This window comes from Caballeronia sp. LZ033, from assembly GCF_031451265.1.
Classification (GTDB): Bacteria; Pseudomonadota; Gammaproteobacteria; order Burkholderiales; family Burkholderiaceae; genus Caballeronia.
Genome location: NZ_JARUXQ010000001.1, coordinates 2,993,285 through 3,009,580, shown reverse-complemented (window position 1 = coordinate 3,009,580; position 16,296 = coordinate 2,993,285). Strand labels below are relative to the sequence as shown.

General features: G+C 61.0%; 10 protein-coding genes and 4 tRNA genes. All 14 read left to right on the top strand.

Going from position 1 to position 16,296, the window contains the following annotated elements; genetic code table 11:
- Window positions 1–188 precede the first annotated feature (188 nt).
- The 14 genes from QCE62_RS14070 to recQ all read left to right on the top strand — a co-directional run bounded on the left by QCE62_RS14070 (window position 189) and on the right by recQ (window position 16,137).
- A tRNA-Tyr gene (locus QCE62_RS14070) sits at window positions 189–274 on the top strand.
- 30 nt (window positions 275–304) lie between these two features.
- A tRNA-Gly gene (locus QCE62_RS14065) sits at window positions 305–378 on the top strand.
- A 15-nt stretch (window positions 379–393) separates the two neighbouring features.
- A tRNA-Thr gene (locus tag QCE62_RS14060) sits at window positions 394–468 on the top strand.
- A gap of 62 nt (window positions 469–530) precedes the next feature.
- Window positions 531–1,721 carry an elongation factor Tu gene (tuf, locus tag QCE62_RS14055; RefSeq protein WP_309918853.1) on the top strand — a complete coding sequence of 397 codons (1,191 nt, stop codon included), beginning with the start codon at window positions 531–533 and terminating at the stop codon, window positions 1,719–1,721.
- Between the two features lie 67 nt (window positions 1,722–1,788).
- Window positions 1,789–1,864 (top strand) — tRNA-Trp (locus QCE62_RS14050).
- A gap of 36 nt (window positions 1,865–1,900) precedes the next feature.
- The gene (gene secE, locus QCE62_RS14045; protein ID WP_309918867.1) at window positions 1,901–2,281 is read left to right on the top strand and encodes a preprotein translocase subunit SecE; all 381 of its coding nucleotides are present in this window, start codon (window positions 1,901–1,903) and stop codon (window positions 2,279–2,281) included.
- 1 nt (window position 2,282) lies between these two features.
- Window positions 2,283–2,840 (top strand): transcription termination/antitermination protein NusG, encoded by a 558-nt coding sequence (gene nusG, locus QCE62_RS14040; protein WP_050454953.1) that lies wholly within the window; start codon window positions 2,283–2,285, stop codon window positions 2,838–2,840.
- A gap of 146 nt (window positions 2,841–2,986) precedes the next feature.
- The gene (gene rplK / locus QCE62_RS14035; RefSeq protein WP_061163555.1) at window positions 2,987–3,418 is read left to right on the top strand and encodes a 50S ribosomal protein L11; all 432 of its coding nucleotides are present in this window, start codon (window positions 2,987–2,989) and stop codon (window positions 3,416–3,418) included.
- Window positions 3,419–4,117, top strand: coding sequence for a 50S ribosomal protein L1 (rplA, locus tag QCE62_RS14030; protein ID WP_309918864.1), 699 nt, complete (start codon window positions 3,419–3,421; stop codon window positions 4,115–4,117). It begins immediately after the preceding gene.
- A 304-nt stretch (window positions 4,118–4,421) separates the two neighbouring features.
- Window positions 4,422–4,919, top strand: a complete 498-nt coding sequence (rplJ, locus tag QCE62_RS14025; RefSeq protein ID WP_309833617.1) for a 50S ribosomal protein L10 — start codon at window positions 4,422–4,424, stop codon at window positions 4,917–4,919.
- 83 nt (window positions 4,920–5,002) lie between these two features.
- Window positions 5,003–5,380, top strand: coding sequence for a 50S ribosomal protein L7/L12 (gene rplL, locus QCE62_RS14020; protein WP_094781735.1), 378 nt, complete (start codon window positions 5,003–5,005; stop codon window positions 5,378–5,380).
- 368 nt (window positions 5,381–5,748) lie between these two features.
- Entirely contained in the window at window positions 5,749–9,855 is a 4,107-nt protein-coding gene (gene rpoB, locus QCE62_RS14015) for a DNA-directed RNA polymerase subunit beta (RefSeq protein WP_309918861.1), read from the top strand.
- 21 nt (window positions 9,856–9,876) lie between these two features.
- Window positions 9,877–14,118 (top strand): DNA-directed RNA polymerase subunit beta', encoded by a 4,242-nt coding sequence (gene rpoC, locus QCE62_RS14010; RefSeq protein ID WP_309918859.1) that lies wholly within the window; start codon window positions 9,877–9,879, stop codon window positions 14,116–14,118.
- Between the two features lie 171 nt (window positions 14,119–14,289).
- Complete coding sequence (gene recQ, locus QCE62_RS14005) at window positions 14,290–16,137, top strand: DNA helicase RecQ (protein WP_309918855.1); 1,848 nt, start codon at window positions 14,290–14,292, stop codon at window positions 16,135–16,137.
- Window positions 16,138–16,296 lie beyond the last annotated feature (159 nt).

The following is a 16,296-nucleotide window of genomic DNA, read 5'->3' as shown; positions in this document are numbered from 1 at the left end:
GATGATAGTGCGGATCACCCGTGTGAAAGTAGGTAATCGTCAGGCTCCTCATGCTCCAAACAAAAACCCCACCCCACAAAGGTGGGGTTTTTGCGTTTCGTCATACCTATAAGTAAGAGCGTCGTGCTCGGGTCGTAAGAAACGCTTGACAAGGGCGTGTTGTTACCCCATAATCGATAGTTCTCTGCGGAGGGGTGCCCGAGTGGCTAAAGGGGGCAGACTGTAAATCTGTTGGCTTACGCCTACGTTGGTTCGAATCCAACCTCCTCCACCAGAATTCAAGCGGTAAGGGAATCCAACCCTCGCGGGTGTAGCTCAATGGTAGAGCAGAAGCCTTCCAAGCTTATGACGAGGGTTCGATTCCCTTCACCCGCTCCAGTGTCGGTTAGCAGTGCCCATGTGGCTCAGTGGTAGAGCACTCCCTTGGTAAGGGAGAGGTCGGCAGTTCGATCCTGCCCATGGGCACCAGCAGTATTTGTCCAGTAAGTTGCGCGCGGCGCAAGGTGCGAAAATCCTGTTAGGAGTCGAAAATGGCCAAAGGTAAATTCGAGCGGACCAAGCCGCACGTGAACGTCGGTACGATCGGTCACGTTGACCACGGCAAGACCACGCTGACGGCAGCGATCACCACGGTGCTGACCAAGAAGTTCGGCGGCGAAGCGAAGGCATACGACCAGATCGACGCGGCACCGGAAGAAAAGGCGCGCGGCATCACGATCAACACCGCGCACGTCGAGTACGAAACGGCTAACCGCCACTACGCACACGTCGACTGCCCGGGCCACGCCGACTACGTGAAGAACATGATCACGGGCGCCGCGCAGATGGACGGCGCAATTCTGGTGTGCTCGGCCGCTGACGGCCCGATGCCGCAAACGCGCGAGCACATCCTGCTGGCCCGTCAGGTCGGCGTGCCGTACATCATCGTGTTCCTGAACAAGTGCGACATGGTCGACGACGCCGAGCTGCTCGAGCTGGTCGAAATGGAAGTGCGCGAGCTTCTCTCGAAGTACGACTTCCCGGGCGACGACACGCCGATCGTGAAGGGTTCGGCCAAGCTGGCGCTGGAAGGCGACACGGGCGAGCTGGGCGAAGTGGCGATCATGAGCCTGGCCGACGCGCTGGACACGTACATCCCGACGCCGGAACGCGCAGTTGACGGTTCGTTCCTGATGCCGGTGGAAGACGTGTTCTCGATCTCGGGTCGCGGCACGGTGGTGACGGGCCGTATCGAGCGTGGCGTGGTGAAGGTTGGCGAGGAAATCGAAATCGTCGGTATCAAGACGACGGTGAAGACGACCTGCACGGGCGTGGAAATGTTCCGCAAGCTGCTCGACCAGGGTCAGGCAGGCGACAACGTCGGTATCCTGCTGCGCGGCACGAAGCGTGAAGACGTGGAGCGTGGCCAGGTTCTGGCCAAGCCGGGTTCGATCACGCCGCACACGCACTTCACGGCTGAAGTGTACGTGCTGAGCAAGGACGAAGGCGGCCGCCACACGCCGTTCTTCAACAACTACCGTCCGCAGTTCTACTTCCGTACGACGGACGTGACGGGCTCGATCGAGCTGCCGAAGGACAAGGAAATGGTGATGCCGGGCGACAACGTGTCGATCACGGTCAAGCTGATCGCCCCGATCGCCATGGAAGAAGGTCTGCGTTTCGCTATCCGTGAAGGCGGTCGTACCGTCGGCGCCGGTGTCGTGGCGAAGATTATCGAGTAAGAGCCAGAAATCTTCTCGGTAGTTTGTGGTTTCGGAGTCGTCGGCTTTCGGCGACTCCAAATGGTTTAGGGGTATAGCTCAACTGGCAGAGCGTCGGTCTCCAAAACCGAAGGTTGGGGGTTCGATTCCCTCTGCCCCTGCCAAATTCTTGCGCCTCGTGGCGCTGTGTTTAAGGTGTTATGGCGAATCCTTCCGTCGAAACTGTAAATACTTCCGGCGACAAGTTGATGTTGGTGGCTGGCGTATTGTTGGTCTTGGCCGGGTTCGTGGGTTTCTTCTGGCTTTCTGGCCAAGAATGGTACTTCCGCGGAGCGGCCCTTGTTGTCGGCGTCATCGCGGGTGTCGCGGTCGGTCTTTTCTCTGCGCCGGGGAAGGGGTTCATCGCCTTTGCCAAGGACTCGTACAAGGAAGTCCGCAAGGTCGTGTGGCCTACTCGCAAAGAGGCTACGCAAACAACCTTGGTGGTCTTCGCGTTTGTACTGATCATGGCCATATTCCTTTGGCTTAGCGACAAGTCAATCGAATGGGTGATTTTCTCGGCGATTCTGGGATGGAAATGATATGAGCGATACTCCGACATCCCCGAGCGGAAAGCGTTGGTACGTGGTGCACGCCTACTCCGGCATGGAGAAGAGCGTGCAACGTGCGCTTCAGGAGCGCATCGATCGGGCAGGTATGCAGGACCAGTTTGGCCAGATTCTGGTGCCGACTGAGGAAGTGGTAGAAGTCAAGGGTGGCCACAAGTCGGTCACCGAGCGTCGTTTCTTCCCGGGCTACGTCCTGGTCGAGATGGAAATGACGGACGAAACGTGGCATCTCGTCAAGAATACGGCGAAGGTCACAGGGTTCGTCGGCGGAGCGCGGAATCGGCCCAGCCCGATCTCGCCGCGTGAAGTCGAAAAGATCATGTCGCAGATGCAGGAAGGTGTCGAGAAGCCGCGGCCGAAGACGCTCTTCGAAGTAGGCGAAATGGTTCGGGTGAAGGAAGGTCCTTTCACCGACTTCAACGGCAACGTCGAGGAAGTCAACTACGAAAAGTCCAAGGTGCGTGTCTCGGTGACCATTTTTGGACGATCGACGCCAGTCGAACTCGAGTTCGGCCAGGTCGAGAAGACTTGAATCTGATTCTCGCGCGTGACCTCACGGTCATCGCGCGATTCGCGCTTACAGCCCGCGTCATGGCTGTTGAGGAGCGTCAGTAGGCATCAAGCCGAACGCGCGCTATCACTCACCGAACGCTCGCGCGTTCAGCAGAGGTTTTCAACATGGCAAAGAAAATCATCGGCTTTATCAAGCTGCAGATTCCTGCAGGTAAAGCCAACCCGTCGCCGCCGGTCGGTCCGGCACTGGGCCAGCGTGGCCTGAACATCATGGAGTTCTGCAAGGCGTTCAACGCGCAGACTCAAGGTATGGAGCCGGGTCTGCCGGTGCCGGTCGTCATCACGGCATTCGCGGACAAGAGCTTCACCTTCATCATGAAGACGCCGCCGGCTACTGTTCTGATCAAGAAGGCAGCGGCAGTGCAGAAGGGCTCGGCGAAGCCGCACACCGACAAGGTCGGCAACATCACCCGCGCTCAAGCGGAAGAAATCGCAAAGACGAAGATGCCGGATCTTACGGCAGCTGATCTGGACGCAGCCGTGCGCACGATCGCCGGCAGCGCGCGTTCGATGGGCATCACTGTGGAGGGCGTGTAAATGGCTAAGCTTTCTAAGCGCCTTCAGGCATTCGCAAGCAAGGTTGATCGTCAGAAGCTGTACGCGATCGACGACGCACTGGCTCTCGTGAAGGAATGCGCGAGCGCCAAGTTCGACGAGTCGATCGACGTCGCCGTGCAGCTCGGCATCGACGCGAAGAAGTCGGACCAGGTGGTTCGCGGTTCGGTCGTTCTGCCGGCCGGTACGGGCAAGTCGGTCCGCGTCGCGGTGTTCGCGCAGGGCGAAAAGGCCGAGCAGGCTCGCGCTGCTGGCGCTGACATCGTCGGCATGGAAGACCTGGCCGAGCAAGTCAAGGCCGGTAACCTGAATTTCGACATCGTGATCGCTTCGCCGGACACGATGCGTGTCGTCGGTACGCTGGGTCAGATCCTCGGCCCGCGCGGCCTGATGCCGAACCCGAAGGTCGGTACGGTCACGCCGGACGTGGCGCAAGCCGTCAAGAACGCAAAGGCTGGTCAAGTCCAGTTCCGCGTCGACAAGGCCGGTATCATCCATGGCACGATTGGTCGCGCGTCGTTCGAATCCGCGTCGCTGCGTCAGAACCTGGCTGCGCTGATCGAAGCGCTGCAAAAGGCGAAGCCGGCAACGAGCAAGGGTGTCTACCTGCGCAAGATCGCTGTGTCGAGCACGATGGGTGTCGGCGTTCGCGTGGATCAAGGCACGCTGGCGCAACAGTAAGAATGTCGAGCGCGATCGGACGATCGCGCTGATAAAGGGCTTTGGGCGGTCGCAGGATTGCAGTTCCGAATCGTGTGACCGGTTGTCAAAGACCGTTGGCGGTGATGCAGCAGGCAGGCATCGCCTTAATTCGAGCCAACGCAGATGGCGAACCCGAAACAGTTTTGCAGTGGTTGAAGTCGGTTGTCGATCGTCTAACAGGATGGTCACCGATCGATCGAGATACTCCTAACAGTCGGACGCCGTTTTGAACGTGGTGCACCAGGGTTTGTGGCCCGAATGCATCGAATCTGGAGGTTTAACCGTGCCACTGAACAAAGAAGATAAGCAGGCAGTCGTCGCTGAAGTCGCCGCGGAAGTCGCGAAGGCTCAGACGATGGTGCTCGCTGAGTATCGTGGGATCACGGTTGGCGATCTGACCAAGCTGCGCGCGAAAGCGCGTGAGCAACAGGTGTATCTCCGCGTGTTGAAGAACACGTTGGCGCGTCGCGCCGTCGAAGGTACCCCGTTCGCTCCGCTGGCTGAGCAGATGACCGGTCCTCTGATCTACGGCATCTCGGAAGATGCCATTGCCGCTGCCAAGGTCGTCAATGACTTCGGCAAGAGCAATGACAAGTTGATCATCAAGGCTGGTTCCTACGAAGGCAAGGTGATGGACAAGGCAGGCGTGCAAGCGCTGGCCAGCATCCCGAGCCGCGAAGAACTGCTCTCCAAGCTGCTGTTCGTCATGCAGGCACCTGTTTCCGGCTTTGCGCGCGCTCTCGCCGCGCTGGCTGAAAAGAAGCAGAGCGAAGCTGCGTAACGATCACGCTTGGGCGCTAGTCGCTTAAGTTAGGCAAAGCTAGATCGCTAGCTCGATCCGAATTCAATCTAGGAGTATTTCACATGGCAATCGCAAAAGAAGACATCCTCGAAGCCGTTGGCTCGATGTCCGTTCTGGAACTGAACGAGCTGGTCAAGGCGTTCGAAGAGAAGTTTGGCGTGTCGGCAGCTGCTGTTGCAGTCGCTGGCCCCGCAGGTGCTGGCGGCGGCGCTGCTGCTGCTGAAGAGCAAACCGAGTTCACCGTGAACCTGGTCGAAGTGGGCGCGAACAAGGTTTCCGTCATCAAGGCTGTTCGCGAACTGACGGGTCTCGGCCTGAAGGAAGCGAAGGACCTGGTCGACGGCGCACCGAAGCCTGTCAAGGAAGCAGTTCCGAAGGCAGCCGCTGAAGAAGCGAAGAAGAAGCTGGAAGAAGCTGGCGCGAAGGCTGAAATCAAGTAAGTTTCAGCGCGCTATGCGAAGGCTGGCGGTTTTTCACCGCCGGCCTTTTTGTGCTTTGTGGGGACGCAGTTTTCGTGCTTGCCAACAGGTATGAAAGTCCTCATAGAGGCCAAAGATGACGGTCGGATCGGCAGAGTTTTCCGGCAGTTTTCTTTGTCTTCTGAAGCGACTGCAGAAGGCAAGTTTGGTCGGGTAGCGGGAAACACAGGCATCCGCTGCCGTCAGCCAGCGGTTGGTAGCGGCCAACCACCAAGCTTCTAGATTCGCGCGTCCTCCCCGGACAGCTGCGCGGGTCTCAGTCGGTGAACACCGGGCGGTGACGCCGAGGTATCCCGCCTCGGCAACGCCCGCCGTGATTCGGAGATCGTATGCAATATTCCTTCACCGAGAAGAAGCGTATTCGCAAGAGTTTCGCGAAGCGCCCCATCGTTCACCAAGTTCCCTTCTTGCTGGCAACCCAGCTTGAATCATTCCAGACGTTTCTGCAAGCGGATACGTCCTCGTCGCAGCGCAAGGCAGAAGGCTTGCAGGCTGCGTTCAGCTCTGTTTTCCCGATCGTTTCGCACAACGGTTTCGCGCGGCTCGAATTCGTCAGCTACATGCTGTCGCCGCCCGCATTCAACATCAAGGAATGCCAGCAGCGCGGCCTGACGTACTGCTCGGCCCTGCGCGCGAAAGTGCGCCTGGTTCTGCTCGACAAGGAATCCCCGAGCAAGCCGGTCGTCAAGGAAGTGAAGGAGCAGGAAGTCTACATGGGCGAAATTCCGCTCATGACGCCGACCGGCTCGTTCGTCATCAACGGTACCGAGCGCGTGATCGTGTCGCAGCTCCACCGTTCGCCTGGCGTGTTCTTCGAGCACGACAAGGGCAAGACGCACAGCTCCGGCAAGCTGCTGTTCTCGGCACGCATCATCCCTTACCGTGGTTCGTGGCTCGACTTCGAATTCGATCCGAAGGACGTGCTGTACTTCCGCGTCGACCGTCGCCGCAAGATGCCGGTCACGATCCTGCTGAAGGCCATCGGCCTGTCGCCGGAACAGATCCTCGCGAACTTCTTCGTGTTCGACAACTTCCAGTTGATGAGCGAAGGCGCGCAAATGGAATTCGTTCCCGAGCGCCTGCGCGGTGAAGTCGCGCGCTTCGACATCCAGGATCGCGAAGGCAGCGTCATCGTCACGAAAGACAAGCGGATCAACGCGAAGCACATTCGCGACCTCGAAAACGCCAAGACGAAGTTCATCTCGGTGCCCGAGGACTATCTGCTCGGCCGCGTGCTGGCGAAGAACGTGATCGATCCGGAAACGGGCGAAGTGATCGCGAACGCCAACGAGGAAATCACCGAGACGGTGCTCGAGAAGCTGCGCGAAGCGAAGGTCAAGGACATCCAGACGCTCTACACGAACGACCTGGACCAAGGCCCGTACATCTCGTCGACGCTGCGTATCGACGAAACCGCCGACCGCATGGCCGCGCGCATCGCGATCTACCGCATGATGCGTCCGGGCGAGCCGCCGACCGAAGAAGCGGTCGAGGCGCTGTTCAACCGTCTGTTCTACAGCGAAGACGCGTACGACCTGTCGAAGGTCGGTCGCATGAAGTTCAACCGCCGCGTGGGCCGCGATGAAATCATCGGCCCGATGACGCTGCAGGACGACGACATCCTCGCGACCATCAAGATTCTCGTCGAGCTGCGCAACGGCAAGGGCGAAGTGGACGATATCGACCACTTGGGCAATCGTCGCGTGCGTTGCGTCGGCGAACTCGCGGAGAACCAGTTCCGCGCGGGTCTCGTGCGTGTCGAGCGCGCCGTGAAGGAACGTCTCGGCCAGGCAGAAAGCGAAAACCTGATGCCGCACGACCTGATCAACTCGAAGCCGATTTCGTCGGCGATTCGCGAGTTCTTCGGTTCGTCGCAGCTGTCGCAGTTCATGGACCAGACCAACCCGCTCTCGGAAATCACGCACAAGCGCCGTGTTTCCGCACTGGGCCCGGGCGGTCTGACCCGTGAGCGCGCAGGCTTCGAAGTCCGCGACGTGCACCCCACGCACTATGGCCGCGTGTGCCCGATCGAAACGCCGGAAGGTCCGAACATCGGCCTGATCAACTCGCTCGCGCTGTACGCGCACCTGAACGAATACGGCTTCCTCGAAACGCCGTATCGCAAGGTCACGGACAGCAAGGTGACGGATCAGATCGACTATCTGTCGGCGATCGAAGAAGGTCGTTACGTGATCGCCCAGGCGAACGCCGCGGTGGCCGAAGACGGCACGCTGACCGACGAACTCGTGTCGTCGCGTGAAGCCGGCGAAACGCTGATGGTCACGCCGGACCGCATCCAGTACATGGACGTGGCGCCGTCGCAGATCGTGTCGGTGGCGGCATCGCTGATTCCGTTCCTCGAGCACGATGACGCGAACCGCGCATTGATGGGTTCGAACATGCAGCGTCAGGCCGTGCCTTGCCTGCGTCCGGAAAAGCCGGTCGTCGGTACGGGCATCGAGCGCACGGTGGCGGTCGACTCGGGTACGACGGTCCAGGCACTGCGTGGCGGTGTGGTGGATTACGTCGACGCGGGCCGTATCGTGATCCGCGTGAACGACGATGAAGCCGTCGCCGGCGACGTCGGCGTGGACATCTACAACCTGATCAAGTACACGCGTTCGAACCAGAACACGAACATCAACCAGCGTCCGATCGCGAAGGTCGGCGACAAGGTGGCGCGCGGCGACGTGCTGGCCGACGGCGCCTCGACCGATCTGGGCGAGCTCGCGCTCGGCCAGAACATGCTGGTCGCGTTCATGCCGTGGAACGGCTACAACTTCGAAGACTCGATCCTGATCTCGGAAAAGGTCGTCGCGGATGACCGTTACACGTCGATCCACATCGAAGAACTGAACGTCGTTGCACGCGACACGAAGCTCGGACCGGAAGAAATCACGCGCGACATCTCGAACCTGGCCGAAGTGCAGCTTGGCCGTCTCGACGAGTCGGGCATCGTGTACATCGGCGCGGAAGTCGAAGCAGGCGACGTGCTGGTCGGCAAGGTCACGCCGAAGGGCGAGACCCAGCTGACGCCGGAAGAAAAGCTGCTGCGCGCGATCTTCGGCGAGAAGGCCTCGGACGTGAAGGACACGTCGCTGCGCGTGCCGTCGGGCATGAGCGGCACGGTGATCGACGTGCAGGTGTTCACGCGCGAAGGCATCACGCGTGACAAGCGCGCGCAACAGATCATCGACGATGAACTGAAACGCTATCGCCTCGATTTGAACGACCAGCTGCGCATCGTGGAAGGCGACGCGTTCTCGCGTCTCGCCCGCATGCTGAACGGCAAGGTCGCGAACGGCGGTCCGAAGAAGCTCGCGAAGGGCACGAAGGTCGACCTAGCGTATCTCGAAGATCTCGACCACTACCACTGGTTCGACATCCGCCTCGCGGACGAAGAAGCAGCGGCACAGCTGGAAGCCATCAAGGACTCGATCGAGCAGAAGCGCCACCAGTTCGACCTCGCGTTCGAAGAGAAGCGCAAGAAGCTCACGCAAGGCGACGAACTGCCGCCGGGCGTGCTGAAGATGGTCAAGGTCTATCTCGCCGTGAAGCGTCGCCTGCAGCCGGGCGACAAGATGGCGGGCCGTCACGGCAACAAGGGTGTCGTGTCGAAGATCGTGCCGATCGAAGACATGCCGTACATGGCCGATGGCCGTCCGGCAGACGTGGTGCTGAATCCGCTCGGCGTGCCGTCGCGGATGAACGTGGGTCAGATTCTCGAAGTGCATCTGGGCTGGGCCGCGAAGGGTCTGGGCTGGCGTATCGGCGAGATGATGCAGCGTCAGGCGAAGATCGAAGAGATGCGTCAGTTCCTGACGAAGATCTACAACGAGTCGGGCCGCAAGGAAGAGCTGGAAAGCTTCTCCGACGACGAGATCCTCGAACTGGCGAAGAACCTGCGTGAAGGCGTGCCGTTCGCGACGCCGGTGTTCGACGGCGCCACGGAAGACGAAATGTCGCGCGCGCTGGATCTGGCTTACCCGGACGACATCGCCACGAACCTCGGCATGACGCCCTCGAAGAACCAGGTCACGCTGTACGACGGCCGCACGGGCGAAGCATTCGAGCGCACGGTCACGGTCGGTTACATGCACTACCTGAAGCTGCACCACTTGGTCGACGACAAGATGCACGCGCGTTCGACCGGCCCGTACTCGCTCGTCACGCAGCAGCCGCTGGGTGGTAAGGCGCAGTTCGGTGGCCAGCGCTTCGGTGAAATGGAAGTGTGGGCACTCGAGGCGTATGGCGCGTCGTACGTGCTGCAGGAAATGCTGACGGTCAAGTCGGACGACGTGACGGGCCGGACGAAGGTTTATGAGAACCTCGTCAAGGGCGATCACGTGATCGACGCGGGCATGCCGGAATCCTTCAACGTGTTGGTGAAGGAAATCCGCTCGCTCGGCATCGACATCGATCTCGACCGCAACTAATCGGACTACGGAGAGAAAGCAATGAAAGCTCTGCTCGATCTATTCAAGCAAGTCCAACAAGAAGAAGTTTTTGATGCGATCAAGATCGGCCTCGCGTCGCCCGACAAGATCCGCTCGTGGTCGTTCGGCGAAGTCAAGAAGCCGGAGACCATCAACTACCGCACCTTCAAGCCGGAGCGGGATGGCCTGTTCTGCGCGAAGATCTTTGGTCCGATCAAGGACTACGAGTGCCTGTGCGGCAAGTACAAGCGCCTCAAGCATCGCGGCGTGATCTGCGAGAAGTGCGGCGTCGAAGTGACGCTGGCGAAGGTGCGTCGCGAACGGATGGGCCACATCGAACTGGCCTCGCCGGTCGCGCACATCTGGTTCCTGAAATCGCTGCCGTCGCGTCTGGGCATGGTGCTCGACATGACGCTGCGCGACATCGAACGCGTGCTGTACTTCGAAGCGTATGTGGTGATCGATCCGGGCATGACGCCGCTGAAAGCGCGGCAGATCATGACGGAAGAGGATTACTACAACAAGGTCGAGGAATACGGCGACGAATTCCGTGCCGAAATGGGCGCGGAAGGCGTGCGTGAGCTGCTGCGCGCGATCAACATCGACGAACAGGTCGAGATGCTGCGCACGGAACTGAAGAACACCGGTTCCGAAGCGAAGATCAAGAAGTACGCGAAGCGCCTCAAGGTGCTCGAGGCTTTCCAGCGTTCGGGCATCAAGCCGGACTGGATGGTCCTCGAAGTGCTGCCGGTGCTGCCGCCGGAACTGCGTCCGCTCGTGCCGCTGGACGGCGGCCGTTTCGCGACGTCGGACCTGAACGACCTGTATCGCCGCGTGATCAACCGTAACAACCGGTTGAAGCGTCTGCTCGAGCTGAAGGCGCCTGAAATCATCGTCCGCAACGAAAAGCGGATGCTGCAGGAAGCCGTCGACTCGCTGCTCGACAACGGCCGTCGCGGCAAGGCGATGACCGGCGCGAACAAGCGTCCGCTGAAGTCGCTCGCCGACATGATCAAGGGTAAGGGCGGTCGTTTCCGTCAGAACCTGTTGGGCAAGCGCGTCGACTACTCGGGCCGTTCGGTGATCGTGGTCGGCCCGACGCTCAAGCTGCATCAGTGCGGTCTGCCGAAGCTGATGGCGCTCGAACTGTTCAAGCCGTTCATCTTCAACAAGCTGGAAGTGATGGGCGTCGCGACGACCATCAAGGCTGCGAAGAAGGAAGTCGAGAACCAGACGCCGGTGGTGTGGGACATCCTCGAAGAGGTGATCCGCGAGCATCCGGTCATGCTGAACCGCGCGCCGACGCTGCACCGTCTCGGCATCCAGGCGTTCGAGCCGGTGCTGATCGAAGGCAAGGCCATCCAGCTGCATCCGCTCGTCTGCGCGGCGTTCAACGCCGACTTCGACGGTGACCAGATGGCCGTGCACGTGCCGCTGTCGCTGGAAGCGCAGATGGAAGCGCGCACGCTGATGCTGGCGTCGAACAACGTCCTGTTCCCGGCCAACGGCGATCCGTCGATCGTGCCGTCGCAGGATATCGTGCTCGGCCTGTACTACGCGTCGCGTGAAGCGATCAACGGCAAGGGCGAAGGCCTGACGTTCACGGACGTGTCGGAAGCCATCCGCGCGTACGAGAACAAGGAAGTCGAACTGGCTTCGCGCGTCAACGTGCGTATCACCGAAATGGTGGCAAACGAAGACACGAGCGAAGGCGCACCGAAGTTCGTGCCGAAGATCTCGCTGTACGCGACCACGGTCGGCCGTTCGATCCTGTCGGAAATCCTGCCGCCGGGCCTGCCGTTCACGGTGCTGAACAAGCCGCTGAAGAAGAAGCAGATTTCGCAGCTGATCAACACGGCATTCCGCAAGTGCGGTCTGCGCGAAACGGTGATCTTCGCCGACCAGCTGATGCAGATGGGCTTCCGGCTGGCCACGCGTGCCGGTATCTCGATCTGCGTGGACGACATGCTCGTGCCGCCGCAGAAAGAGACCATCGTCGGCGACGCCGCGAAGAAGGTGAAGGAATACGACCGTCAGTACATGTCGGGTCTCGTCACCGCGCAGGAACGCTACAACAACGTGGTCGACATCTGGTCGAACACGTCGGAAGCGGTCGGCAAGGCGATGATGGAGCAGCTCTCGACGGAACCGGTGGTCGATCGCGACGGCAAGGACACGCGTCAGGAATCGTTCAACTCGATCTACATGATGGCCGACTCGGGCGCGCGCGGTTCGGCGACGCAGATTCGTCAGCTGGCGGGTATGCGCGGCCTGATGGCGAAGCCGGACGGCTCCATTATCGAGACGCCGATTACCGCGAACTTCCGCGAAGGCCTGAACGTGTTGCAGTACTTCATCTCGACCCACGGTGCACGTAAGGGTCTGGCTGATACGGCACTGAAGACGGCGAATTCGGGTTACCTGACGCGTCGTCTGGTCGACGTGACGCAGGATCTGGTCGTGGTCGAAGACGATTGCGGCACCTCGAACGGCGTGGCCATGAAGGCGCTGGTCGAAGGCGGTGAAGTGGTTGAAGCGCTGCGTGACCGGATTCTCGGCCGCGTCGCGGTGGCGGACGTCGTCAATCCGGAAACGCAAGAGACGCTGTACGCATCGGGCGATCTGCTCGACGAAGACGCAGTGGAAGAAATCGAGCGCCTGGGTATCGACGAAGTGCGCGTGCGCACGCCGCTGACCTGCGAAACGCGTTATGGCCTGTGCGCCGCGTGCTACGGCCGCGACCTCGGCCGCGGTTCGCGCGTGAATGTCGGCGAGGCTGTCGGCGTGATCGCGGCACAGTCGATCGGCGAGCCGGGCACGCAGCTGACCATGCGTACGTTCCACATCGGTGGCGCGGCATCGCGTGCGGCGGTTGCTTCAACGGTGGAAGCGAAGTCGAACGGTACGGTGCGCTTCACGGCCACCATGCGTTACGTCACCAACGCGAAGGGCGAGCAGGTCGTCATTTCGCGTTCGGGCGAGGCGATCATCGCGGACGACCTCGGTCGCGAGCGTGAGCGTCACAAGATCCCGTACGGCGCAACGTTGCTGCAACTCGACGGCGCAACCATCAAGGCCGGTGCGCAACTGGCTCAATGGGACCCGCTGACGCGTCCGATCATCACCGAGTGGGGCGGTACGGTGAAGTTCGAGAACGTCGAGGAAGGCGTGACCGTGGCGAAGCAGATCGACGACGTGACCGGTCTTTCGACCCTGGTCGTGATCGACGTGAAGCGTCGCGGTTCGCAGGCTTCGAAGAGCGTGCGTCCGCAGGTGAAGCTGCTCGACGCGAACGGCGAGGAAGTGAAGATCCCGAACACCGAGCATTCGGTGCAGATCGGCTTCCAGGTCGGCGCACTGATCACCGTGAAGGATGGTCAGCAAGTGCAGGTTGGTGAAGTGCTGGCGCGTATCCCGGTTGAAGCGCAGAAGACGCGTGACATTACCGGTGGTCTGCCGCGCGTGGCCGAACTGTTCGAAGCGCGCTCGCCGAAGGACGCCGGCATTCTGGCGGAAGTCACGGGCACGACGTCGTTCGGCAAGGACACGAAGGGCAAGCAGCGTCTCGTCATCACGGACCTCGAGGGCAATCAGCACGAGTTCCTGATCGCGAAGGAAAAGCAGGTGCTGGTGCACGATGGTCAGGTCGTCAACAAGGGCGAAATGATCGTCGACGGTCCTGCCGATCCGCACGACATCCTGCGGCTGCAGGGTATCGAGGCGCTGTCGCGCTACATCGTGGACGAAGTGCAGGACGTGTACCGTCTGCAGGGCGTGAAGATCAACGACAAGCACATTGAAGTGATCGTGCGTCAGATGCTGCGTCGTGTGCAGATCGTCGACAACGGCGATACGCGCTTCATCCCGGGCGAGCAGGTCGAGCGTTCGGACATGCTGGACGAAAACGACAGCATGATCGCCGACGACAAGCGCCCGGCCACGTACGACAACGTGCTGCTCGGTATCACGAAGGCTTCTCTGTCGACCGATTCGTTCATCTCGGCGGCGTCGTTCCAGGAAACGACCCGCGTGCTGACCGAAGCGGCGATCATGGGCAAGCGTGATGACCTGCGCGGCCTGAAGGAAAACGTGATCGTCGGCCGTCTGATTCCGGCGGGTACGGGTCTCGCGTTCCACAAGGCGCGCCGTGCGAAGGAGTCGTCGGATCGCGAGCGTTTCGACCAGATCGCAGCCGAAGAGTCGTTCGACTTCGGCACGCCGGAAACCCCGGCGGCGGAACAGCAGCCGCATACCAACGAGTAAGCTTCTGGCTCGTTCGCTTCATGAAACCGCCCGGTTTTTGCCGGGCGGTTTTTTTTGTCCTGCGATTCCTGCTGCCCTCGTCCATTCGGCCAGCGATGCCCGAACGGCGTCGATGCGCGGTCCTGCGTTGGTAGAATTCGTTATCTCTGTCTCGCCGTGCGCGCTTTCCCCATGTCCCGGTCGCTCGAAATACTCAACGAAATCTTCGGCTATCCCGCTTTTCGCGGCCAACAGGCGGAGATCGTCGAGCATGTCGCGAACGGCGGCGACTCACTCGTGCTGATGCCCACGGGCGGCGGCAAATCATTGTGCTATCAGATTCCGTCGCTGGTGCGGCGCGAGGCGGGCTTCGGCGCGGGCATCGTCGTGTCGCCGCTGATCGCGCTGATGCAGGATCAGGTGGCCGCGCTGACCGAACTCGGCGTGCGCGCCGCGTATCTCAATTCCACCTTGTCGGGCGCCGAAGCCGCGGCCACCGAACGCGCACTGCGCAACGGCGAGATCGACCTGTTGTACGTGGCGCCGGAACGGCTCATGACGTCGCGCTTTCTCGACCTGCTCGACAGCGCGCCGGTCGGCCTGTTCGCCATTGATGAAGCGCATTGCGTGTCGCAGTGGGGGCATGATTTCCGGCCCGAGTACATCCAGCTGTCCGTGCTGCACGAGCGCTTCCCAAACGTGCCGCGCATCGCGCTCACGGCAACGGCGGACGCCATCACGCGCGACGAGATCGTGCATCGTCTGGCTCTGGATGAAGCGCGCATCTTTGTTTCGAGCTTCGACCGGCCGAATATCCGCTACCGGATCGTCGAGAAGGACAATGCCCGCTCGCAACTGCTGGATTTCATCCGCGCCGAGCACACGAACAAGGACGGCACCACGGATGCTGGTGTTGTGTATTGCCTGTCGCGCCGTAAGGTGGAAGAAACCGCGGAATGGCTGAAGGGGCAGGGCCTTCATGCGTTGCCGTATCACGCGGGCATGGAGTTCGAGAAGCGTCAGCGTCATCAGGAGATGTTCCAGCGCGAAGAAGGCGTCGTCATGTGCGCGACGATCGCCTTCGGCATGGGTATCGACAAACCGGACGTGCGCTTCGTGGCGCATCTGGATCTGCCGAAGAGCGTCGAAGGCTACTATCAGGAGACCGGACGCGCCGGTCGCGACGGCATGCCCGCGAATGCGTGGATGGCGTACGGTCTCGGCGACGTCGTGCAGCAGCGCAAGATGATCGACGAATCAGAGGCTGACGACGCTCACAAACGCGTGCAGACCGGCAAGCTCGACGCGTTGCTCGGCCTCTGTGAGGTCGCATCCTGCCGGCGCGTGCGGTTGCTGGCGTATTTCGGCGAGCACAGCACGCCGTGCGGCAATTGCGATACCTGTCTCGAACCGCCCGCGTCCTTCGACGCCACGCGCGAGGCGCAGATGGCGCTGTCGTGTGTCTATCGCGCGCAGAAAGCGAGCGGTTTTCACTTCGGCGCGGGGCATCTGATCGACATTCTGCGGGGCGTGCGCAGCGAGAAGGTGCTGCAGCGCGGGCACGAGAAGCTGTCTACTTTCGGCGTCGGCGAGGCGCTTGCCGAGGCCGAATGGCGTGCGGTGTTCCGGCAACTGGTGGCGTTCGGCTATCTGGCCGTCGACCACGACGGTTTCGGCGCGCTCGTCCTGACCGATGCCAGCAAGCCGGTGCTCAAGGGTGAGGAGAGCGTCACGCTGCGCAAGTACGTGAAGCCTGCGCGCAGCCGTCAAGGCTCCGCGCGGACCGGCGAGCGCGCCGATCCCACGGCCGGCATGTCGCCGCGCGAGAAGACGCGCTGGGAGCGTCTGCGGGCCTGGCGGGCCGAGACGGCCAAGAGCGACGGCGTGCCGGCCTATGTCATTTTTCATGACGCCACGCTGGCGGAAATCGCTCGCAGCGACCCCGATACGATCGACGATCTTCGGCATATTCCCGGCATCGGCGTTCGCAAGCTGGAGCGCTTCGGCGACGAACTGCTCAATGTGGTCGGCTCTGCTTGAGTCCCCTTCTCTGAAAGCCCCCTGATTTCGGTGCAACGTATTGACCCGATTGTGATTTTCGGAATATCATGCTTGGTTCTCGTTTTTGGAATTTCTCGACTGCGCTTGCTGAACGTGCGTTGGGAGTGAAAACCATCGGCGGGAGCACAAAATGCGCAA

What these genes read in the sequence shown, in the direction of transcription:
- tuf (WP_309918853.1), top strand. Translation starts at nt 531, where the DNA reads ATGGCCAAAGGTAAATTCGAGCGGACCAAGCCGCACGTGAACGTCGGT.
- secE (WP_309918867.1), top strand. Translation starts at nt 1,901, where the DNA reads ATGGCGAATCCTTCCGTCGAAACTGTAAATACTTCCGGCGACAAGTTG.
- nusG (WP_050454953.1), top strand. Translation starts at nt 2,283, where the DNA reads ATGAGCGATACTCCGACATCCCCGAGCGGAAAGCGTTGGTACGTGGTG.
- rplK (WP_061163555.1), top strand. Translation starts at nt 2,987, where the DNA reads ATGGCAAAGAAAATCATCGGCTTTATCAAGCTGCAGATTCCTGCAGGT.
- rplA (WP_309918864.1), top strand. Translation starts at nt 3,419, where the DNA reads ATGGCTAAGCTTTCTAAGCGCCTTCAGGCATTCGCAAGCAAGGTTGAT.
- rplL (WP_094781735.1), top strand. Translation starts at nt 5,003, where the DNA reads ATGGCAATCGCAAAAGAAGACATCCTCGAAGCCGTTGGCTCGATGTCC.
- rpoB (WP_309918861.1), top strand. Translation starts at nt 5,749, where the DNA reads ATGCAATATTCCTTCACCGAGAAGAAGCGTATTCGCAAGAGTTTCGCG.
- rpoC (WP_309918859.1), top strand. Translation starts at nt 9,877, where the DNA reads ATGAAAGCTCTGCTCGATCTATTCAAGCAAGTCCAACAAGAAGAAGTT.
- recQ (WP_309918855.1), top strand. Translation starts at nt 14,290, where the DNA reads ATGTCCCGGTCGCTCGAAATACTCAACGAAATCTTCGGCTATCCCGCT.